General features: G+C 64.5%; 20 protein-coding genes. 3 read left to right on the forward strand and 17 right to left on the reverse strand.

The window, feature by feature from the left end:
- The first annotated feature begins 2 nt into the window (after positions 1–2).
- The 3 genes from EOA79_RS16565 to EOA79_RS16575 all read left to right on the forward strand — a co-directional run bounded on the left by EOA79_RS16565 (position 3) and on the right by EOA79_RS16575 (position 5,223).
- Positions 3–608 (forward strand): TetR family transcriptional regulator, encoded by a 606-nt coding sequence (locus tag EOA79_RS16565; protein ID WP_066988962.1) that lies wholly within the window; start codon positions 3–5, stop codon positions 606–608.
- 54 nt (positions 609–662) lie between these two features.
- Positions 663–1,829 carry an efflux RND transporter periplasmic adaptor subunit gene (locus EOA79_RS16570; protein WP_095823941.1) on the forward strand — a complete coding sequence of 389 codons (1,167 nt, stop codon included), beginning with the start codon at positions 663–665 and terminating at the stop codon, positions 1,827–1,829.
- 244 nt (positions 1,830–2,073) lie between these two features.
- The gene (locus EOA79_RS16575) at positions 2,074–5,223 is read left to right on the forward strand and encodes an efflux RND transporter permease subunit (protein WP_127335056.1); all 3,150 of its coding nucleotides are present in this window, start codon (positions 2,074–2,076) and stop codon (positions 5,221–5,223) included.
- Positions 5,224–5,325: 102 nt separating this feature from the next.
- Here the strand turns inward: EOA79_RS16575 and EOA79_RS16580 are convergent, their stop codons facing one another.
- The 17 genes from EOA79_RS16580 to EOA79_RS16660 form a co-directional block, all read right to left on the reverse strand.
- Positions 5,326–5,952 carry a sarcosine oxidase subunit gamma family protein gene (locus EOA79_RS16580; RefSeq protein ID WP_095823940.1) on the reverse strand — a complete coding sequence of 209 codons (627 nt, stop codon included), beginning with the start codon at positions 5,950–5,952 and terminating at the stop codon, positions 5,326–5,328.
- Positions 5,945–8,926, reverse strand: a complete 2,982-nt coding sequence (locus EOA79_RS16585) for a sarcosine oxidase subunit alpha (RefSeq protein ID WP_127335055.1) — start codon at positions 8,924–8,926, stop codon at positions 5,945–5,947. The genes EOA79_RS16580 and EOA79_RS16585 overlap by 8 nt, the downstream gene beginning before the upstream one ends.
- On the reverse strand, positions 8,926–9,201 hold the full coding sequence (locus tag EOA79_RS16590; RefSeq protein WP_095781790.1) for a sarcosine oxidase subunit delta: 276 nt from the start codon (positions 9,199–9,201) through the stop codon (positions 8,926–8,928). The genes EOA79_RS16585 and EOA79_RS16590 overlap by 1 nt, the downstream gene beginning before the upstream one ends.
- A gap of 10 nt (positions 9,202–9,211) precedes the next feature.
- Entirely contained in the window at positions 9,212–10,465 is a 1,254-nt protein-coding gene (locus EOA79_RS16595) for a sarcosine oxidase subunit beta family protein (protein WP_095801121.1), read from the reverse strand.
- Between the two features lie 70 nt (positions 10,466–10,535).
- Positions 10,536–11,843 carry a type III glutamate--ammonia ligase gene (gene glnT, locus EOA79_RS16600; RefSeq protein WP_067327758.1) on the reverse strand — a complete coding sequence of 436 codons (1,308 nt, stop codon included), beginning with the start codon at positions 11,841–11,843 and terminating at the stop codon, positions 10,536–10,538.
- 37 nt (positions 11,844–11,880) lie between these two features.
- Entirely contained in the window at positions 11,881–13,209 is a 1,329-nt protein-coding gene (locus EOA79_RS16605) for an FMN-binding glutamate synthase family protein (protein WP_066988947.1), read from the reverse strand.
- 6 nt (positions 13,210–13,215) lie between these two features.
- On the reverse strand, positions 13,216–13,947 hold the full coding sequence (locus tag EOA79_RS16610; protein ID WP_067327760.1) for a GXGXG domain-containing protein: 732 nt from the start codon (positions 13,945–13,947) through the stop codon (positions 13,216–13,218).
- 4 nt (positions 13,948–13,951) lie between these two features.
- The gene (locus EOA79_RS16615; RefSeq protein WP_095823864.1) at positions 13,952–14,848 is read right to left on the reverse strand and encodes a glutamine amidotransferase family protein; all 897 of its coding nucleotides are present in this window, start codon (positions 14,846–14,848) and stop codon (positions 13,952–13,954) included.
- A gap of 84 nt (positions 14,849–14,932) precedes the next feature.
- On the reverse strand, positions 14,933–15,262 hold the full coding sequence (locus EOA79_RS16620; RefSeq protein WP_095800952.1) for a hypothetical protein: 330 nt from the start codon (positions 15,260–15,262) through the stop codon (positions 14,933–14,935).
- Entirely contained in the window at positions 15,259–15,948 is a 690-nt protein-coding gene (locus EOA79_RS16625; protein WP_095823863.1) for a hypothetical protein, read from the reverse strand. Before EOA79_RS16625 ends, EOA79_RS16620 begins: the two co-directional genes overlap by 4 nt.
- A gap of 45 nt (positions 15,949–15,993) precedes the next feature.
- Positions 15,994–17,397, reverse strand: coding sequence for an APC family permease (locus EOA79_RS16630; protein ID WP_127335054.1), 1,404 nt, complete (start codon positions 17,395–17,397; stop codon positions 15,994–15,996).
- A 14-nt stretch (positions 17,398–17,411) separates the two neighbouring features.
- The gene (locus tag EOA79_RS16635; RefSeq protein ID WP_164893870.1) at positions 17,412–17,567 is read right to left on the reverse strand and encodes a hypothetical protein; all 156 of its coding nucleotides are present in this window, start codon (positions 17,565–17,567) and stop codon (positions 17,412–17,414) included.
- Positions 17,568–17,588: 21 nt separating this feature from the next.
- On the reverse strand, positions 17,589–17,966 hold the full coding sequence (locus tag EOA79_RS16640) for a hypothetical protein (protein ID WP_095800950.1): 378 nt from the start codon (positions 17,964–17,966) through the stop codon (positions 17,589–17,591).
- A gap of 11 nt (positions 17,967–17,977) precedes the next feature.
- Entirely contained in the window at positions 17,978–18,265 is a 288-nt protein-coding gene (locus EOA79_RS16645; protein ID WP_066988933.1) for a hypothetical protein, read from the reverse strand.
- Between the two features lie 300 nt (positions 18,266–18,565).
- Positions 18,566–19,297: an XRE family transcriptional regulator gene (locus tag EOA79_RS16650; RefSeq protein WP_095823862.1), complete on the reverse strand. Its 732-nt coding sequence runs from the start codon at positions 19,295–19,297 to the stop codon at positions 18,566–18,568.
- 188 nt (positions 19,298–19,485) lie between these two features.
- Positions 19,486–20,271 (reverse strand): glucose 1-dehydrogenase, encoded by a 786-nt coding sequence (locus tag EOA79_RS16655; protein ID WP_067327767.1) that lies wholly within the window; start codon positions 20,269–20,271, stop codon positions 19,486–19,488.
- A 12-nt stretch (positions 20,272–20,283) separates the two neighbouring features.
- The coding region (locus EOA79_RS16660; protein WP_128293108.1) for an SDR family oxidoreductase at positions 20,284–20,715 on the reverse strand (432 nt) is incomplete at its 5' end.

The raw sequence follows: 20,715 nt of genomic DNA on the forward strand, positions 1-20,715 counted from the left end.
CCATGTCAGAAGCCGCCAACATCGTGGCCGACCCCGCCAGACAGGAGAATGTGACGCGCATTCTCGACTGTGCCGAGCGCCTGTTCCGGCATTACGGCTACGGCAAGACCAACGTTGCCGACATTGCACGCGAGCTCGGCATGTCGCCGGCCAACATCTACCGCTTCTTCGCCTCCAAGGTCGAAATCCACCAGGCCGTCTGCGGCCGCATGCTCGGCGCCAGCTACGCAATGGCCTACGAGATTTCGCGCCTGCCGATCAGCGCGGAGGAGCGGCTGCGCCGTTACGTTCACGCCCAGTACAAGATGACGCTGGAAGTCATGCTCGACGACCAGAAGGTGCATGAGATGGTGATCGTCGCGCTCGAGCGCGACTGGGGCGTCATCGACAAGCATGTCGACCGCATCCACGACCTGCTCGCTGACGTCATCCGCGACGGCATAGAGGCCGGCGAGTTCAGGAAGCAGGACCCGGTGATCGCCTCGCGCTGTTTCGGCGCCTCCACCGTCATCCTATGCCATCCGCAGATGGTCGCTCAGTGCCTTGCCAAGACCAACCGGGCAATGCCGGACGACCTCATCGACTACGCAATCAGAGCCTTGAAATAGCCGCTGCCCCGCCGGGTGCCGGTCGACGTTTATCTCCAGTTCGGGAGTGCTAAGGTGTCTTTGTCCAGTTCCATCCTCCGCAGGCTGCCGGCCGCGGGCCTCCCAGTCGTCGGCGTCGTTGTCGCGGCGCTCGGGCTTGCCGGCTGCAGCCAAGAGAAGAAAGCGGAAGCCCAGGAAGTCATCCGGCCGGTGAAGGTCGTCGAGATCGGCGAGGCCGAGACCACGCGCCAGCTCGACTATTCCGGCTCAGTGCGCGCCCGCACCGAGATGAATCTCGGCTTCCGCATCGCCGGCAAGGTCACCGAGCGTCTCGTCGACATCGGCCAGCATGTGAACGAGGGCGACGTGCTTGCCCGCGTCGACCCCTCCGACTACGAGCTGTCGGTGAAGAGCGCCGAGGCGAGCCTCGACGCCGCCGAGCGGCAGGTCGAGACCGTCGATCTCGCCAGGAAGCGCGCCGAGCAGCTCTATGCCAAGAACTTCGCGCCTAAGTCGCAGCTCGATCAGGCCGTTCTGAGCTATGATCAGGCCGTGGCGACGCGCGATGCCGCCCGTTCGACCCTGGCCCAGGCGCAGAACCAGGTCCATTACACCGATCTCAAAGCCGGCAAGGCCGGCATCGTCACCGCCATCTCGGCCGATATCGGTCAGGTGGTCGGCGCCGGCACGCCGGTCATGACGGTTGCCGTCGACGGCGAGAAGGAAGTGCTGATCGCGGTGCCGGAAATGGACATCGCCGGCTTCCGGCCGGGCAAGGAGGTCAAGGCGAGCTTCTGGTCGGACGAGGCGCTGACCCTTGACGGCAAGGTCCGCGAGGTGGCCGGCAGCGCCGATCCGCAGTCGCGCACCTTCGCGGTCCGGGTGTCGCTGCCCAACGATCCGCGGGTGCTGCTCGGCATGACCGCCAATGTCGCGGCGACCGTCGGCAGCAAGGCGCAGCTGGTGTCGATCCCGCTGACCGCCATGGCTGAGAAGGACGGCAAGCACATCGTCTGGACGGTCGACCGCGCGTCCGACACGGTGCATCCGCGCCCAATCAAGGTGGCGAACTTCACCGCCGACGGCGTTGCCGTTGCCGAAGGTTTGAAGCAGGGCGACGTGGTGGTGGCCGCCGGCACACAGTTCATGACCGACAATCTGAAAGTGAAGCTTTCCGGCGATGCCGCCCAGCAGTCCGCCTCGGCGGAGGATGACGTCGCCGCCACTAGCAGCCTGCGCTAACCAGGCGAAAGAACGCCTTTCCCGACCTCGCTGCCGTGAGCCGCGAGCCGGGCAGGGCATGGGTTCCGGGCGGCGAAATCGCCCGATCGACGAGACGCGGCATTGGTATCCCCCGCACCACGGCCGCGTCGAGCGCGATTGCGAGTCTCTCTCCTGCTTGAGGTGCTCGCCGCCCGGAAGCCCACTGAGAACTCATGAGCCGCAAGGCATGCTGCCTTGCCGCCAATTGGACTGGACCTGCGCCATGACCACGGACAGCAGCACTGAAAAGCGTCCCTTCAACCTCTCGCGCTGGGCGATCGGGCATCCGAGCATCGCGCGCTTCCTGTTCGGCCTCATTATTCTGGCCGGCGCGCTAGGCCTGATGCGCATGGGCCAGAAGGAAGACCCGGACTTCACCTTCCGCGTCATGGTCGTGCAGGCAGTCTGGCCGGGCGCCTCGATCCAGGACATGGAAGACCAGGTCGTCAACAAGATCGAGCGCAAGCTGCAGGAGACGCCGCATCTCGACTTTGTCCGCTCCTACACCCGCGCCGGCAGCGCCATCATCACGCTCCAGGTAAAGGGCGACACCAACGCCGAGGAGGTGAAGGATGCCTTCTACCAGGTGCGCAAGAAGGTCGGCGATATCGCCAACGAACTGCCGCAGGGCCTGCTCGGCCCCTATTTCAACGACGAGTTCGGCGACACCTTCATCACGCTGCATTCGATCAGCGGCGACGGCTTCACCTATCCCGAGCTGAAGAAATTCGCCGTTCAGGCGCGCGACATGCTGCTGGCGACGCCGGGCGTCGAAAAGGCCGTCATCATCGGCGACCAGCCCGAGAAGATCAATATCGATGTGTCCTCCAAGGCGCTCGCCGAGCGCGGCCTGACGGTGCTTGACCTGCAGAATGCCGTGAAAGGGCAGAACGCCGTCGATCCGGCGGGCTCGGTCGATACCGGCTTGCGCTCGGTTCGCATCTCGGTCGAGGGCGACGTCATCAAGGCCGCCGATATCCGCGAGCTGAGGCTGCGCGCCGGCAATCAGGTGACGCGTCTTGGCGACATCGCCACGGTCTCTTCCGGCCTCGAGGACCCTTATGAGCGCAAGTACCGCTTCAACGGCCACGAAAGCGTCCAGGTCGGCGTCGTCATGGCCAAGGGCTTCAATGTCAGGGACGTCGGTAAGGATGTCGAGGCGACCTACAAGCGCTTCGAGGAAGGTCTGCCTTATGGCGTTGCGGTCGACCAGATCTCCGACCAGCCGGAGGTGGTCAAGGATGCCGTCAACGAATTCATGGAGGCGCTCGGCGAAGCGTTGCTGATCGTTCTCGTCGTCTCGTTCCTGTCGATCGGCTGGCGCTCCGGCCTGGTGATCGCGATCGCCATCCCGCTGGTTTTAGCCGCCACCTTCGCCATCATGTACGAGATCGGCATCGACCTGCAGCGCATCTCGCTCGGCGCGCTGATCATCGCGCTCGGTCTGCTGGTCGACGACGCCATGATCGTCGTCGAGATGATGGAGCGCAAGCTGGAGGAGGGGCTGGTCAAGATCGAGGCGGCGAGCTTCGCCTATTCCTCGACCGCCTTCCCGATGCTGACCGGCACGCTGATCACCACCGCGGGCTTCATCCCGGTCGGCTTCGCGGCCTCCACCGCGGGCGAATATGTGCGCACGCTGTTCTATGTCGTCGGCATCGCACTGGTCGTGTCGTGGTTCGTCGCGGTCTATTTCACGCCCTGGCTGGGCTACATGATCCTGAAGCAGCGCAAGCACGCCGGCACCCACCACGACGTCTTCGACACCGGCTTCTACCGGCGGCTGCGCGCGACGGTCACCTGGGCCGTGCGCCACCGCATCATCGTGCTGGCGATGACGCTGGTCACTTTCGGCACCAGCCTCTGGGCCTTCCAGTTCATCCCGCAGAACTTCTTCCCGCAGTCGTCACGTCCGGAAATCCTGGTCGATCTCTGGCTGCCGGAAGGTACATCGATCAAGGAGGTCGAGAACCAAGCCAAGGCGCTCGAAGCGAAGATGATGGACGACCAGGACAAGCGCTTCATCGCCACCTATATCGGCGAGGGCGCTCCGCGCTTCTTCCTGCCGCTCGACCAGCAGCTTCGCAATCCGAACTTTGCCCAGCTTCTGGTGATGGCCAAGGATGAGCCGGCGCGCGAGCGGCTGATCGTCAAGATGCGAGGCATCCTCGCCAAGGACTTCCCGTCGATCCGCGCCAAGGTCGATCGTTTGTTCCTCGGGCCGCCGACCGGCTGGCCGGTGCAAATGCGCATCATGGGGCCGGATCGCCAGGAGGTGCGCCGCATCGCCGACGAGGTGAAGGCAAGGTTCGAAGCAAACCCGCTGCTCGGCGCCGTCCATGACGACTGGCTGGAGCCGGTGCCGGCGATGAAGCTGGTGATCGACCAGGACCGAGCCCGGGCACTAGGCGTCACATCGCAGCGCATTCGCCAGATGCTGCAGGCAACCATGTCCGGTGCGCCACTCGACGATTTCCGCGACGGCGAAGAGACGGTCTCGATCGTCGCCCGCGAGCCGGAGGCGACCCGTCATCTGCTGTCCTCGGTCGACTCCGTCTACATCCCGACCGACTTCGGCGGCTCCGTGCCCCTGTCCCAGGTGGCGAAAGTGGTGCCCGTGATGGAGCAGGGCATCGAGTGGCGGCGCGACCGTCTGCCGACCATCAGCGTGCGCGCCACGTTGCCGGATGGCGTGCAGTCGAACGACGTCGTCACCAAGATGTACAACGACATGAAGGACCTGCGCGCCGGCCTTGCCCCCGGCTACAAGATCGAGATCCAGGGCGGCGCGGAGGACTCGGCCGAAAGCCAGGCCTCGATCGCCGCCAAGGCACCGATCATGCTGGCCGTCATCGTCATCTTGCTGATGGTCCAGCTGCAGCATTTCGGCAAGTCGATGCTGGTGCTGGCCACCGGCCCGCTCGGCATCATCGGTGCCGCGGCAGCCCTTCTGATCAGCGGCGCGCCCTTCGGCTTTGTCGCCATCCTCGGCGTCATCGCGCTGCTCGGCATCATCATGCGAAACTCGATCATCCTGGTCGACCAGATCGACCAGGACATCGCCGCCGGCATGGATCGATCGGAAGCGATCGTCGGCGCTGCGGTGCGCCGCTTCCGCCCGATCATGCTGACGGCGCTGACCGCGGTGCTTGCGCTGATTCCGATCTCGCGCGCCGTCTTCTGGGGGCCTCTGGCCTACGCCATGATGGGCGGCATCCTCGTCGCCACCGTGCTCACCATCCTGGTGCTGCCGGCGGGCTATGCCCTGTTCTTCGGCCGCGAGCCCAAGACGGCCAAGACAGGCGAGCAGGCGCAGGAGCCGGAACAGGTCGAAGGCATCGAAAGACCGCAGCTGGCGCTGGCTGCGGAATAAGAAGGTGGCAACCTCGAATCATCCGCCATCGGCGAAAGCCGGTGGCGGATGATGTGCATCGAAAGAACGCCTCGCGCCGCCGCGGCGCGCTCGGCGAGGCGCCTACGCCAATTCCTCGGAATGCGCGACCGTCACGCCATACTCCGCGGCCGAGTCGAGCATCGTATGCCACAGGCTTTCGGCAAAGGTTGCGAATACCAAGAGGTTGAACACGGCCTGGCCGTCTTGTCGGTTCTTCCCGCGCCAGAGCGTCACGCTGGTATGGTCGATCGAGGTGGCGGCTGCCGTGCCGACCGGGAATATTTCGGGGTGCAGGTCGATCGACGACAGCTTGGCCAGCATCGTGCGCGCCTTGTCGCCGGAAACGCTGATCAACGCGCGCGCATGTGATTGATCGGAAAGCGAGGCCAAACCGGCAAACACGCGGGCAAGGGTCTCCATCCTTTGCCCGCCGCCTCTCGACAGCACCAGAAACTGGTCCGGTCCTGACCAGATCAGCGTCGCGTCGGCCGTGTCGGCCGCCTTGGGTGTTTCCGGCGCGGCGACGCCGAAGCGAGCCTTCGCGGCATTGACCGTCTCGGCCGCCTTGCCGCGACGCGCCATCACCTGAACGAGGTCGAAATTGCGGATCTCGGTCAGCGACACGCCGGCTTCGCCCGGCGCGCCATAACGGCCGGCGACCAGGGCGCGCTCGAGCGGGCTGCGGATGTTCCAGGAAAAATCAGCCACGCTGGCGCCCTCCATCCGGATCGTAGAAGACGGAATTGCAGAGCTCGACATCGTACTCCTCGCCACGCAGCGGATCATGAGCGCGCACGATCTCACCAATGCGCGCACGGCCACGCTCGACGAGGCCGAGCCCGATCCACTGGTCGAGCACCGGTGAGAAGCAGACCGAGGTGATATAGCCCTGGTCGTTGTCTGGTCCGGGGGTCTCGCCCTTGGGAACGATGTGCGCGCCGGAGCGTAGGCGGCGCGCCTTGTCGGTCGGCTTAATGCCGACGACCACCTGCCGGTTCGGCGCGACGAGTGCTTCGCGGCCGGCCATGACGCGGCCGATGAAATCCTTCTTGGTCGACATCATCTTGCCGAGACCGAGATCGGCAGCCGTTGTGGTGCCGTTGAGCTCCGGTCCGGCGACATGGCCCTTTTCGATGCGCATCACGCCGAGCGCCTCGGTGCCGTAAGGCGTCACGCCGAACGGCTTTCCCGCGATCATCAGGTTGCGCGCCAGAGCCTCGCCGTAGCGCGCCGGCACCGAAATCTCGAACGCCATCTCGCCGGAGAAGGAGATCCGGAACAGCCTCGCCTTGATGCCGCCGCGCAGCTTGACTTCGCGCGCGCCCATGAACGGAAAGCCTTCGTTCGACAGGTCTTCGGCCGGATCGACGATCTCCTTCAGCAGATCGCGGGTCTTCGGACCGGCGATGGAGAATTGCGCCCACTGGTCGGAGACCGAGGTCAGCTGCACGTCGAGTTCGGGGAATAGGACCTGGCGGCAGAATTCGAGATGCTGCATCACCAGCCCAGCCTTGGCGGTCGTGGTTGTGAGGAAATAATGGTCCTCGGCCAGGCGCGAGGTGGTTCCGTCGTCATAGACGATGCCGTCCTCGCGCAGCATCAGCCCGTAACGCGCCTTGCCGACAGCGAGGCTGGAGAACGCGTTGATATAGACGCGGTCCAGGAGGGCGCCGGCGTCCGGGCCGTGCACGTCGATCTTGCCCAGCGTCGAGACATCGCAGAAGCCGACGCCACTTCGCACCGCCTTGACCTCGCGGGTGACCGATTCCAGCCAGTCTTTTTCGCCGGGCAACGGATACCATTGCGCGCGTTTCCACAGGCCGGTGTCGACGAACACCGCGCCCTGTTCGGCCGCCCAGTGATGCGACGGCGTCAGCCGCGTCGCATGGAAATTCTCGTCGCGGTGGTGGCCGGCGAAGGCGCCGATGGCGACCGGCACATAAGGCGGCCGGTAGATGGTCGTGCCCGTTTCGGGAATGGATTTGCCGCTCACCGCCGCCATGATCGCGAGGCCGGCCACATTCGAAGTCTTGCCCTGGTCGGTCGCCATGCCGAGCGTCGTGTAGCGCTTCAGGTGCTCGACCGACTCGAGACCCTCGCGCTGCGCCAGCTCGACATCGGAAGCAGTCACGTCATGCTGCTGGTCTACGAAGGCCTTGCCCTTGCCGGTGACATGCCAGAGCGGCGTCAGCGAAAAGGCCTCGTCGTCGGCGATCGGCGCCGATCCGGCGTTGCCGCTCCGTCCGGCATCGCGCGCCGCTGCAGCACCTGCCTCGAAACCTTCCCGCAGGCAGGCGCCAAAGCCGAAGGCGCCGTTCGCCGCGCCTGCCGCCACCATGCCGGGCGGCGCGGCGTCCGGTACGAAGGCGGCGATATCGTCGCGCCATTTCGGCCGGCCGCGATGATAGGAGGTGAGGCCGACCACAGGGTTCCAGCCGCCGGAGACGGCAAGCCCGTCGGCCTCGACTTCGGCGCGCGCGCCGCCGGTCAGCGATACGGAAATCTTGCGCACACCGCTCTTGCCGCCGTCAACGCCGCTGACTGAGCCGTTGAGAATCGGGAAGCCGCCCTTGCCGGCACGCGAGCGATGGGCCGGCGAAACGTCTGGCCGCCCATCGATCACCGCAGCGACCTGCAGTCCGGCTGCGATCGCCGCCTCCACCGTGCGCCAGCCATCCTCATTGTTGGTGAACAGCGCAATCCGTCGCGCCGGTGCAGCGGCGTAGCGGTTGATGTAGCTGCGCATGGCGGAGGCCATCATCACGCCAGGCGTATCGTTGCCGGCGAAGACGATGGGACGTTCGATCGCGCCCGCCGCGACGACGCAGCGCTTGGCGACGATACGCCAAAGCCGCTGCCGCACCTGATGCTCCGGCGGTAGGGACAGATGGTCGTTGACGCGCTCGATCGCGCCATAGGTACCGCCGTCATAGACGCCGAACAGCGTCGTGCGCGTCATGATGCGAACGTCCGGCATCGCCGCGAGTTCGTCCAGGGTACGGGCAATCCATTCGGCCGCCGGCAGCCCGTCGATCGTACCGCCATCGGCCAGCAAGCGCCCGCCGAGGACAAAATCCTCCTCGCACAGGATGACGCGCGCGCCGCAGCGCGCGGCGGCAACGGCGGCGGCGAGGCCGGCCGGGCCGGAGCCGGCGATCGCCACGTCGCAATGCGCCCATGCTTTGTCATAGCGATCGGGATCGGGAATGCCCGCCGCGCGGCCGAGGCCGGCGGCGCGGCGGATCGCCGGTTCGTAGATCGCTTCCCAGAATTTCGCCGGCCACATGAAGGTCTTGTAGTAGAAGCCGGCGACGAAAATCGGCGCGAAGAGCTGGTTGACCGCCATGACGTCGAAATTGAGCGACGGCCAGCGGTTCTGGCTGGCGGCCTCGAGCCCTTCATAGAGCTCGGCGGTCGTTGCCTTGGTGTTCGGCTCGCGCCTCGCGCCACTGCGCAGCTCGACCAGCGCGTTGGGCTCTTCCGAGCCCGCCGTCAGGATGCCGCGCGGGCGGTGATATTTGAACGAGCGGCCGACCAGCTTGACGCCGTTGGCGACGAGCGCCGAGGCAAGCGTATCGCCCTGGAAGCCGGAGAGTGTCTTGCCGTCGAAGCGGAAGCTCAGCGGCGTCGAGCGGTCGATAAGGCCGCCGGCGGCCAGACGGTTTGCCTGGTTGCCGCGCATCAAGCACCAACCTTGGCGGAGCCGGCGCCCGCCGCCGGCTCGACAGCCGAAATCTCATGCGTCAGCGTGTTGCGCGTGACCTTCAGCCAGGCCCGGCAGCCGCCGCCGTGATACCAATGCTCGCTCATCACACCGGCGATGTTGTCGCGCAGGTAGACGTAGTCGTAGACGGCGTCTTCACCGGCATCGGCAGGCGGGCGCTGCGGCTTGGCGTCGCCGAGATAGGTGAACTCGCCGAGTTCGCGTTCGCCGCAGAAGGGACAGACTATGCGCATGGTCGGGTCTTCAATGGAGGTTCGGTTGGGCGCCCTGGCCCTTCTCGTCAATCATGGCGCCGCGCTGGAACCGGTCGAGGCGGAAGCGGGCGGCTTCCTTGTGCGATTGATCGCGGGCGATGAGATGAGCAAAGACGAAGCCGGAGCCAGGCGTCGCCTTGAAGCCGCCATAGCACCAGCCGGCATTGAGATAGAGGCCGTCGACCGGGCTCTTGTCGATGATCGGCGAGCCGTCCATCGACATGTCCATGATGCCGCCCCACTGGCGCAGAAGCCGCACGCGGCCGATCATCGGGATCAGCGCCATGCCGCCTTCGCAAACATCCTCCACGACAGGCAGATTGCCGCGCTGGGCATAGGAGTTGTAGCCGTCGATGTCGCCGCCGAACACCAGCCCGCCCTTGTCCGACTGGCTGACATAGAAATGCCCGGCGCCGAAGGTCATGACGTTGGGCAGGAGCGGCTTGATCGCTTCGGAGACGAAGGCCTGCAGTACATGGCTCTCGATCGGCAGGCGCAGTCCGGCCATCGCCGCGACGCGTGAGGAACTGCCGGCGACCGCCATGCCGACCTTGCCGGCGCCGATCCGGCCGCGCGAGGTCTCGACGCCGGAGACCTTGCCGTTGGTGTCGCGCATGAAGCCGGTGACTTCGCAGTTCTGGATGATGTCCACGCCGAGCTCGCTCGCCGCGTGCGCGTAGCCCCAGACCACGGCATCGTGACGTGCCGTGCCGCCGCGTCGCTGCAACAGCCCGCCCTGCACCGGGAAGCGCGCATTGTCGAAGTTCAGGAACGGCATCATCTTCCTGAGCGCCGCCTGGTCGAGCAGCTCGGCATCGATGCCGTTGATGCGCATGGTGTTGCCGCGTCGGGCAAAGGCGTCGCGCTGCGGGTCGGAATGGTAGAGGTTGATGACGCCGCGCTGGCTGACCATCGCGTTGTAGTTCAAATCCTGCTCCATCCGCTCCCACAGCTTCATCGACAATTCGTAAAAGCCGGTGTTGCCGGGCAGGCCGTAATTGGAGCGGATGATGGTGGTGTTGCGGCCGGCATTGCCGGAGCCGATCCAGCCCTTCTCCAGCACCGCAACGTTGCGGATGCCAAACTCGTTGGCGAGGAACCAGGCGGTCGCCAGCCCGTGCCCACCGCCGCCGATGATCACCACGTCGTAGCGATCCTTCGGAGCCGCATCCCGCCAGGTCGGCTTCCAGGTCTTGTGGCCGGAGAGGGCGGCACGGGCGAGCGAGAAGATCGAGTATTTCATGAAATCATTCCGAGGCCGCTCGCCCACGCCGACTCTTCTCTATTGCATCGGATTGCACGGCCGACGGGCTTTAGATGTCCAGCGTGTGGTCGCGCTCCCACTGCGTGAAGTGCGAAGCATAGGAATTCCATTCCTGTTGCTTCAGCTTTAGATATGCCGACGAAAATTCCTCACCCAGCGCCGCCTTCAGCGATTTGTCCTTGTCGAACTCACGCAGCGCATCGAGCAGGTTGAGCGGCAGTTTCGGCGCATCCGTCACGGTATGACCGAACTGGTACATGTCGATGTCGTAGCGCTTGCCGGGATCGGCCTTCGAGCGGATGCCGTCGAGGCCGGCAGCGATGATCACTGCCTGCAGCAAATAGGGATTGGCGGCGCCGTCCGGCAGACGCAGCTCGAAGCGGCCCGGTCCCGGCACGCGCACCATGTGGGTACGGTTGTTACCGGTCCAGGTCACGGTGTTCGGCGCCCAGGTGGCGCCCGAAATGGTGCGCGGCGCGTTGATGCGCTTGTAGGAATTGACCGTCGGGTTGGTGATCGCGGCAAGTGCCGAAGCATGCTTCATGATGCCGCCGAGGAAGTTCCTGCCCTTGGCGGACAGGCCGAGCTCCTCCGAATTGTCGGCGAAGACATTGGTCTTGCCGGTCTCGTCCCACACCGAGATGTGCGCATGGCAGCCATTGCCGGTCAGGCCCTGGAAGGGCTTGGGCATGAAAGTCGCGCGCAGCCCGTGGTTTTCCGCAACTGACTTGACCATAAACTTGAAGAAAGAGTGCTTGTCGGCGGTCGCCAGCGCGTGATCGAAGGTCCAGTTCATTTCGAACTGGCCGTTGGCGTCCTCATGGTCGTTCTGGTACGGACCCCAGCCCAGCGCCAGCATATGGTCGCAGATCTCGGCGATCACGTCGTAGCGACGCATCACCGCTTGCTGGTCGTAGCAGGGTTTCGACGCCGTGTCGTACTGGTCGGAGATAGCGCTGCCGTCCGGCGAGATCAGGAAGAACTCGGCCTCGATGCCGGTCTTGACATGCATGCCGTCGCGGGCGGCCTCTTCGATCAGCCGCTTCAACGTGTTGCGCGGCGCCTGGTCGACGAGCTTGTCGTCCATCACGCACGTGGCCGCCACCCAGGCTACCTCCGGCTTCCACGGCAGCTGGATCACCGAATCCGGATCCGGCACCGCCAGCATGTCGGGGTGCGCCGGCGTGAGATCGAGCCACGTGGCGAAGCCGGCAAATCCGGCGCCGTCCTTCTGCATGTCGGCGATCGCCTGCGCCGGCACCAGCTTGGCACGCTGCCCGCCGAACAGGTCGGTGTAGGAGATCATGAAGTATTTGACGCCGTTCTCCTTGGCGAATGCGGCGAGATCGTTCCCCATTATAGTTCCTCGCTTATGTGATCCTGGATGGAGTGTCCTAGAAGCCGTTCTTCCCCGGTATCCAGTTGGTGCCGGCAAGCGGCACGCCGGCCATGGCGGCTGCTTCGATGCTGAGCGCGACCAGGTCCTCGGGCTCGAGATTGTGCAGGCTGTTCTTGCCGCAGGCGCGGGCAATGGTTTGAGCCTCGAGCGTCATCACCTTCAAGTAGTTGGCGAGCCGCCGACCGGCGGCGATCGGATCGACGCGCTTCATCAACTCGGGATCCTGCGTGGTGATGCCGGCCGGGTCCTTGCCTTCGTGCCAGTCGTCATAGGCGCCGGCCGTGGTGCCGAGCGCGTTGTAATCCGTCTCCCAGCGCGGGTCGTTGTCGCCAAGCGCCACGAGTGCGGCGGTGCCGATCGACACCGCGTCGACGCCGAGCGCCAGCGCCTTGGCGACATCGGCGCCGTTGCGGATGCCGCCGGAGACGATCAGCTGCACCTTGCGGTGCATGCCGAGGTCCTGCAGCGCCTGCACCGCCGGCCTGATGCAGGCGAGCGTCGGCTGACCGACGTTCTCGATGAATACTTCCTGGGTCGCGGCGGTGCCGCCCTGCATGCCGTCGACCACGACGACGTCGGCGCCGGCCTTCACCGCAAGCGCGGTGTCGTAATAAGGACGGGCGCCCCCGACCTTGACGTAGATCGGCTTCTCCCAGTCGGTGATCTCGCGCAGCTCCAGGATCTTGATCTCGAGATCGTCCGGGCCGGTCCAGTCGGGATGGCGCGAGGCCGAGCGCTGGTCGATGCCCTTGGGCAGCGTGCGCATCTCGGCGACGCGGTCGGAGATCTTCTGTCCCAGCAGCATGCCGCCGCCGCCGGGCTTGGCGCCCTGTCCGACGACAACTTCGATCGCGTCGGCACGGCGCAGGTCACGCGGGTTCATGCCGTAGCGCGACGGCAGGTATTGGTAGACCAGCGTCTTCGAATGGCCGCGCTCTTCCTCGGTCATGCCGCCGTCGCCGGTAGTGGTCGAGGTGCCGGAAAGCGTCGCGCCTCGGCCGAGCGCTTCCTTGGCCGGACCGGAGAGCGAGCCGAAGCTCATGCCGGCGATGGTGATCGGGATCTTCAGCTCGATCGGCTTTTTGGCGTGGCGCGAGCCCAGCACCACGCTGGTGTCGCAGCGCTCCCTATAGCCTTCAAGCGGATAGCGCGAGATCGAGGCGCCGAGGAACAGGAGGTCGTCGAAATGCGGCAGCTTGCGCTTGGCGCCGGCGCCGCGGATGTCATAGATGCCGGTCGCGGCCGCGCGGCGTATTTCGGAAAGCGTGTAGTCGTCGAAGGTCGCGGACTTGCGTGGCGTCGTCGGCGGGTTGCGGTAGGTCATCTTGCCTCAATACGCGTCGGCGTTGTCGATATTGAAATTGTAGAGCTTCCGGGCCGAGCCGTAGCGCTTGAACTCCGAAGCTTCGACGTCGGTGACGCCGGCCTTGTCGAGCAGGCCCTGCAGCAGTTCGATATGCTCGGGCCGCATCTCCTTGGCGATGCAGTCGGCACCCAGGCTTTCGACCTTGCCGCGCACGAAGAGCCGCGCCTCATAGATGGAATCGCCCAGGGCGTCGCCGGCATCGCCCAGCACCACCAGATTACCGGACTGCGCCATGAAGGCCGACATGTGGCCGATATTGCCGTGCACGACGATATCGATGCCCTTCATCGAGATGCCGCAGCGCGAGGAAGCATTGCCCTCGATGACCAAGAGGCCGCCACGGCCGGTGGCGCCGGCATACTGGCTGGCATCGCCTTTGACCACGATCGAGCCGGACATCATGTTCTCGCCGACGCCGGGGCCGGCCGAGCCATGCACGGTGATCGCGGCACCATCATTCATGCCGGCGCAGTAATAGCCGACGCTGCCGCGCACATCGATGCTGATCGGCTGGTCGACGCCGACGGCGACCGAATGGCTGCCTTTCGGGTTGAGCACTTCCCAAGCGGTCTCGTTCGAGCCGGGGGTCAGCTGATGAAGCGCCTGGTTCAGCTCGCGCAGCGACTGTTCCGCAAGGTCGAAGACCCTCGCATGGCCTTGCTCGCGCTGCGCCTTCGGCATGGGTGTTGCAGGCATGAACTCAATGCTCCCAGAAATAGACCGTTGCGGGCTCCGGCTCCCAGACCCTCGCATTGTCTATGCCGGGCAATTTGGTGAGCGCGCGATATTCCGAGCCAAACGCGACATACTGGTCGGTCTCGGCCATCACGGCCGGCTTGCAGGCGATCGGATCGCGCACAACGCCGAAGCCGTTCTTGGTCCCGACGACGAAGGTGAAAAAGCCGTCGAGGTCGGAGAGCGTGCCTTCGAGCGCTTCGCCGAGATTCTTGCCATGCGCCATCCTGTTGGAGAGATAGGCGGCCGCCACTTCCGTATCATTCTCCGTCTCGAAGGTCATACCTTCCCGCACCAGCTCGCGGCGGACATTGTTGTGGTTGGAGAGCGAACCGTTGTGCACCAGGCACTGGTCGGCGCCGGTCGAGAAGGGATGCGCGCCCATCGTAGTGACCGCCGATTCCGTCGCCATGCGGGTATGGCCGATACCATGCGTGCCGGTCATCGAGCGCACGTCGAAGCGATCGACGACGGCCGCCGGCAGGCCGACTTCCTTGTAGATCTCGACCGCTTCGCCGGCGCCCATGATGCGGATATCGGGCCGAAGCGACTGCAGCGCCTCACGCGCGGCGTCGACCTTGTCGGGCGTGGTGCGGATAACCGCATGCGTCGACTTCACCGCGACGCTCACCGGCGCGCCGACCGCCTTGGCGAGCTCGATGTCGAGGCCGCGGAAATCGCGCTCGGGCTTCGGCGACTGCACGGTGATCTTAGCCTCATTGCCGGTCGCCGCGCCATAGATGGCGATGCCGGCGCTGTCCGGACCGCGGTCGCTGAGCGAGATAAGCATCTCCGACAGCATCGCGCCGAGATTCGGCTCCAGCGTCTTGTCCTTGAGGAAAAGTCCGACGATTCCGCACATGTCAGCCTCCGACGTTTGTGGCTTCCAGATGGTGTACCGAATGAAATCCGCGAATTCAATGGCATGAAAGAAATTTTCCTCTGATTATATTTCCGTTCTCGCGCCGCCTGTAGCGTTGTCGCCGTCGGGATGGCCGTGGGCCCATATCGCGTGGCGGACCCGCGCTATCCTGTAGGCATCGAGGATCGACAGAGCATAGATCAGGAACCCGCCGGCATGGCGACCGATGAAGCTGGCATCCGCCGGCGCCACCTTGGTCGTGACCCAGCCGAGGATCACCATGAAGAACAGGAACTGCAGGCCCCGCGCCGGCAAGCCGAGCATGACATGTCCGCTGCCCGGCAGAGCGATCGCGGAGGCCAGCACAAGATAAGGGTTCGAAGGCCGGGCGGCGGGTTCGGTGGCGTTGCTCATGCGGCCTGCCTTTCGCACTGGTTGATCGCGTCGCGAATCGAGGATGCGGCTTCGAGCAGTTTTTCGATCAATGTCGGATCGAGCCTCGCGTCGCCGAAAGCAGCTTGCCGGAACACACCGTAGCGCGCGCGATCGGCCTGGGCCAGCAGCCACACGATGCGCACGCCCTTCGGCGTGATCAGCAATTCCTTGGCGCGGCTTTCGCCGGATATCCCGGCATGCGCGGCGATCACCTCCTGCGGGAAGACGATGCCTTTGCGGTCTGTCCGCAGCACCGCCTCGTCGGGGAACGCCGCCGTCTTCGGCAGCGAGTGTTCGAGATGGTCGAAATTGGAGAAGCTCGTCGGCGATCCCGGCCGCATCATCATGTCGAAAACGCCCGGCACCGCCACCGGCTCGGTGATCGACACGCTGAGCCAGCGCGCGGGAAGCTTTCTGGTCGCGAGCGTGTCAACGATGGTACGCACCTGCGCTCGCTCGCCCTTGTGCGAACCCGCCCAGGTAGCGACGCCGGCCGTGCCGTCGGAGACGTCGATCGCGTCGCGAATAACGGCGCGGATGGCGGCCTCGTCGTCGGCGAGCGCCGCCCTGGCCCTGTTGCGGCTGGAGCGCGCAAGCCAGGCAAGGTGAAGGACGACCGCAAATACGATCGCCCCGGCAAACAAGACTGACGTCAACTCAGACATCTCGACACGCCAAGACCCGCCGCCAGGCGGCGGGTCTTTTTCCGTTCAATAGCCCTGCGGCTTCGGCCAGGGCATGGTGAACTGGTCGCCGCGGCGCACGAACTTGTAGCGGTAGAAGTGGAACCACAGCGAGATCAGGAAGTAGAAGGCGATCATCGCGATCAGCTGCGAGCCGAAGCCGAGGAAGATGGCTAAGAAGGTCACCACGCACAGGCAGAACAGCACGATCGCCGGCAGCGGATGGAAGGGATGCGTGTAGCCACGGCGGATCGAGCCGAGCGGCCACTTCTTGCGGAACATCATGATGTTGATGCTCATGAAGGTGTATTGCAGCACGCCCGACAGGATCGAGAAGGTGATCGCCTGGTTGAGATCGGCAATGAAGGCGAAGGCCAGCGCGATCGGCAGCAGGAACAGGATCGACCGATAGGGCGTGCGATACTTCGGATGCACCGCCGAGAACCAGCTCGGCAGGTAGCGGTCGCGGCCGAGCGAGAACCAGGCGCGGGCGGCGTCATTGATGCAGCCATTGGCCGAGGCAAGGGCTGCAAGCAGCGTCGCGATGAAGAGCAGGTTCTCGAGCAGCGGGCTGCCGGTCAGCTTGCCGGCGTCCCAGAGCGGATAATAGGTGATGCCGAGATATTCCCACGGCATCAGCGAGGCGCAGACATACCAGGTCATGGCGGCGGCGATCAGAAGCGTGATCATGCCGGCCATCGTGCCATAGGGCAGGGAACGCGCCGGCGAGCGCACTTCCTCGGCCGCTTGCGTGGTGCCCTCGATGCCGAGATAGTACCAGATGCCGAACTGGAAGGCGGCGATCACGCCGATCCAGCCATAGGGCAGCGCGTTGCCGGGAGTGACCAGTTCGTTGAGCTTCAGCACCGCCCCTTGCGTCCATGGACTGACCGAAAAGAACAGGATGACGATCGAGATATAGGCGATCGCCGTGATGACGAAGTTGACGTTGAGCGTCATCAGCACGCCGCGATAGTTGAGCCATGCCAGCACGACGATGGTGGCGGCGATGAAGGAATTGTGGGTCAATCCCTCGACACCTGCTTTGGCAACGATGGTGTCGCCAAGCAGGATCGCATCCGAGACTTCGAGCATCGTGTAGGCAAAGACCAGGAACAGCGCGACGTTGAAAGCCATCAGTGGCCCGACGATGTGCTTGGCCTGCGCGTACTGGCCGCCGGCGGCGGCGACCGTCGACGTCACTTCCGAATCGATCATCGCGACCGAGGTGTAGAGCAGTCCGACGACCCAGCAGACGATCAGCGCGGCGAGCGCGCCGCCCTTGTCGGCGGCAAAATTCCAGCCGGTGAACTCGCCGACCAGCACGATGCCGACGCCGAGCGCCCAGACATGGGCGGGGCCGAGCACGCGTAGCAGCGAGACCCGGTCGCCGTGGACCACCGTTTCTCTCGTTTCAACCGCGACTGTCATTGGTGAGGCTCCACTCAGATCCGGTGCTTTTCGGAGACGGCTTCAAGCTCGCCTTCGCGCGAGGAGGTCAGCGTCTCCTCGGAATAGGTCGTGTCGACCTTGAACCAGTCGTAGAGCATCCACAGCGCGAGCAGGATCGAGATGCCCCAACATGCGTAAGAGACTGTCATCCACATGATCGTGTTCCCGGGTTACTTGCCGTCGAACTTCTCGTTGATCACCTCGCGATATTCGCGATCGGAGGCGCGGAACATGAAGACGAAATAGGCGATCAGCACCACCGCCATGATGATCAGCGTCGGCCAGTCGATGATGTAGTGGAAGCGGTTCTGGATGATGTCGTGGGCGGTCTCCGGCGTGTAGCCGAGCTTTTCCCAGATTGAGGCCATGGTCGCGTTCTGGCCGAGCGCTTCCCAGGTCTTGGCGTCGAGCACGTCGATCGATTTCGCAGCACCCGCGAGGCCGAGTTTCAGCGGCAACCAAAGCGCCACGAAAATGGCGACGACGACGACGGCGATGTCGAAGACCTGACCGGCCTTGCTCTGCTCCGGCGGAATGTAGCGGGACATGCTTTCTCCCTTCAGGACTGGCGGTTGCGGAACGCATCGGCGTTCTTGATGTCGAGGCCGTAGATGAAATCCTTGTCTTCCTTGTAGTGGTTGAGCATCGCCAGGATGGCGGCGGTGTTGAAGATCAGCACCGCGGCCGCGGCGATCACCACCACGAGCTTGATCCCGCTGTCGGGGATGTAGGCCCAGGTCATCAAGAGGACGAAGAGGATCGTCGCCCAAAGGCAGACGATCAGGAGCACGGATCCGCGCACGTCGGAACGGTACAGCGCTTCGATGCGCTGCTTAAGGTCGGACATCGGTTTTTCCCCTTTTCTCGACGTCCGGCCCCGCAATCGACCGGGCGTCCACTCTTTCAACAGAGTGAAATTTTTTTCATAAGTTCTGCCCGAACCGCGAAGTTGTCAAGCCGGTTTTCCGTTCGGTAAACGGTTTGGGGGTCCGCCGCAGGATTGCCTGTGGATAAAACTATTTGCCTGCAGGAAAATTACCGCGGACGGCACAGCGCCGGCACGAGCTGGTGGAAATGCCACGGAAATGCTTCGCGAGGTCGGACCTTCGACGAATGCGTCACCGAACGATGTCCGGGTTCGGGTTGGTCAGGTCGTGCTGTTCTGCGGATAACAGATGATGGAGAGATAGCGCATCGGCAGCTGTGTCAGTTCTTCCGGCCCATGCGGCGCATCGGCGTCGAAGAACAGGCTGTCGCCCGGCTTCATCGGATAGAGATTGCTGCCGTGCCGGTATACGACCTCGCCCTCGAGCATATAGAGGAACTCCATCCCCGCATGCTGGAAGGTCGGGAACACGTCGGAGTCCTCGGTCAGCGTGATCAGATAGGGCTCGACGACCACGCCGCTGGTGTTGGCGCCGATATGTCCAAGCAGATTGTACTGGTGGCCGGCGCGTGTGCCGCGCCGCTCGACGTCGACGCCTTCGCCGGCCTTGACGAAGACGGCGGCGCGCTCTTCCTCGAAGCGGCGGAAGAAGGCGGTGACCGGCACGCCGAGCGCCCGCGACAGCGCCTGCAGCGTGGTCAGCGAGGGCGAGGTGATGCCGTTCTCGATCTTCGACAGCATGCCCAGCGAAATGTCGGTGGCGGCCGCGAGATCGGCGACGGTGATGCCGAGCTTCTTGCGGAAGGCGCGCACCTCATGGCCGATCGCTACCTCCAGCACCTTCTCGCGCGTGTCGCGGACGGCGTGCGGATTCTGCGTCAGCGGCGCGCGGATGGTTCGCACGCTTCGCCCGTCCGCCGAGACGCTCTTCGGCAACGGCTTGGCTTGGTCGCTCGCGCCGGAAGGCTTGTTGTCGGTCGTCTTCTTCGCCATGGCGCCCCTCAAATTTCCGCCGATTTATTTCACTCGAGGTGAACATATTCGGTGGCGATACAGGAGCGCAATCACCGCGGCAAGCCGTCTTATGTCGCAGAACCTGCGATGAAATCGGCTGTCGCGACCCGGCTGCCTGGGTCGCAGCGAGGCTGGCGACGCAGTCACTCAACGCATCGCAGCCCTTCTCACGACATGATCAGGCCGCCGTCGACATTGATGGTCTGTCCGGTGATGTAGGCCGCGTCATCGCTGGCGAGAAAGCTGACGAGCCCCGAGACGTCTTCGCCGCTGCCGGCGCGGCCCATCGGGATGTTCTTCACCCATTCCGCCATCAGCTCGCCCGGCTTGTAGTCGCCGAGCAGCTTGCCCCATGCGGTGTCGTTATAGGCCCACATGTCGGTGTCGATGATGCCGGGGCAGATGGCATTGACGGTGATCTTTTCCTTGGCCACTTCCTTGGCCAGGCTCTGCGTGATGCCGACAACCCCGAATTTCGACGCCGCGTAATGCGGCGTGTAGATGAAACCCTGCCGCGCCTGGCCGGACGCGGTGTTGATCAGCCGGCCGCCTTGGCCGTGCTTGCGCATGCGCGCGATCGCTTCCTGGCAGCACAGGAACACGCCTTTCGTGTTCACCGCCATCACCTTGTCCCACTCGGATTCCGTCATCGCCTCGATTTTGGCGATGGTGATGACGCCGGCGTTCTGCACCGAAATGTCGACCCGACCGAATTCATTCTCCGCGAGATCGTAAAGCGCTTCGACCTCGTCCTTCTTCGTCACGTCCATGCGCATCGAGGCGACCTTCGCGCCCGCAGCCTTCAGGCCGGCGGCGACCTCGTCGACGCGCGGATCAATGGCGCTGATCACGACCGCCGCACCTTCCGCCGCGAAACGCCTCGCCATGGCCGCACCGATGCCGCCGCTGGCGCCTGTGACGATTGCCGTCTTTCCTTCGAAACGCTTCTGCACTTTTTCTTTCTCCTACCAGCAGACGAAGCCGCCATCGACGATGAGGTCGATGCCGGTGACGAAGCTCGCGGCCCGGCTCGCCAGGAACACGGTCGGCCCGACCATTTCCTCAGGCCTCGCCATGCGGCCCATCGGCGTGTCGCGCTCGAAGATCTTGACCTGCTCGGCGACCTCCGGCCGCTTGTTCATCGGCGTCAGCGTGTAGCCGGGGCTCACCACATTGACGCGCAGGCCGCGATCGGCCCACTCCATGGCGAGGCTCTTCGACATGTGGATCACCGCCGCCTTGGACGAATTATAGTGCGCCCGCGTCAGGCCGCGGTTGACGATCGAGCCGGACATCGAGGCGATGTTGATGATAGAGCCTTTGCGGCGGGGCAGCATGACGCGCGCCTCGGCCTGGCAGGACAGGAACACGCCGCTGACATTGACGTCGTAGAGCTT

This window comes from Mesorhizobium sp. M1A.F.Ca.IN.020.03.2.1 (assembly GCF_004023205.1).
Lineage (GTDB): Bacteria > Pseudomonadota > Alphaproteobacteria > Rhizobiales > Rhizobiaceae > Mesorhizobium.

Coding starts and splice junctions, on each gene's coding strand:
- EOA79_RS16630 (WP_127335054.1), bottom strand. CDS start 17,397: ATGACAGTCGCGGTTGAAACGAGAGAAACGGTGGTCCACGGCGACCGG.
- EOA79_RS16605 (WP_066988947.1), bottom strand. CDS start 13,209: ATGACCTACCGCAACCCGCCGACGACGCCACGCAAGTCCGCGACCTTC.
- EOA79_RS16610 (WP_067327760.1), bottom strand. CDS start 13,947: ATGCCTGCAACACCCATGCCGAAGGCGCAGCGCGAGCAAGGCCATGCG.
- EOA79_RS16620 (WP_095800952.1), bottom strand. CDS start 15,262: ATGAGCAACGCCACCGAACCCGCCGCCCGGCCTTCGAACCCTTATCTT.
- glnT (WP_067327758.1), bottom strand. CDS start 11,843: ATGGGGAACGATCTCGCCGCATTCGCCAAGGAGAACGGCGTCAAATAC.
- EOA79_RS16585 (WP_127335055.1), bottom strand. CDS start 8,926: ATGCGCGGCAACCAGGCAAACCGTCTGGCCGCCGGCGGCCTTATCGAC.
- EOA79_RS16575 (WP_127335056.1), top strand. CDS start 2,074: ATGACCACGGACAGCAGCACTGAAAAGCGTCCCTTCAACCTCTCGCGC.
- EOA79_RS16645 (WP_066988933.1), bottom strand. CDS start 18,265: ATGTCCGACCTTAAGCAGCGCATCGAAGCGCTGTACCGTTCCGACGTG.
- EOA79_RS16640 (WP_095800950.1), bottom strand. CDS start 17,966: ATGTCCCGCTACATTCCGCCGGAGCAGAGCAAGGCCGGTCAGGTCTTC.
- EOA79_RS16650 (WP_095823862.1), bottom strand. CDS start 19,297: ATGGCGAAGAAGACGACCGACAACAAGCCTTCCGGCGCGAGCGACCAA.
- EOA79_RS16615 (WP_095823864.1), bottom strand. CDS start 14,848: ATGTGCGGAATCGTCGGACTTTTCCTCAAGGACAAGACGCTGGAGCCG.
- EOA79_RS16625 (WP_095823863.1), bottom strand. CDS start 15,948: ATGTCTGAGTTGACGTCAGTCTTGTTTGCCGGGGCGATCGTATTTGCG.
- EOA79_RS16590 (WP_095781790.1), bottom strand. CDS start 9,201: ATGCGCATAGTCTGTCCCTTCTGCGGCGAACGCGAACTCGGCGAGTTC.
- EOA79_RS16635 (WP_164893870.1), bottom strand. CDS start 17,567: ATGACAGTCTCTTACGCATGTTGGGGCATCTCGATCCTGCTCGCGCTG.
- EOA79_RS16565 (WP_066988962.1), top strand. CDS start 3: ATGTCAGAAGCCGCCAACATCGTGGCCGACCCCGCCAGACAGGAGAAT.
- EOA79_RS16595 (WP_095801121.1), bottom strand. CDS start 10,465: ATGAAATACTCGATCTTCTCGCTCGCCCGTGCCGCCCTCTCCGGCCAC.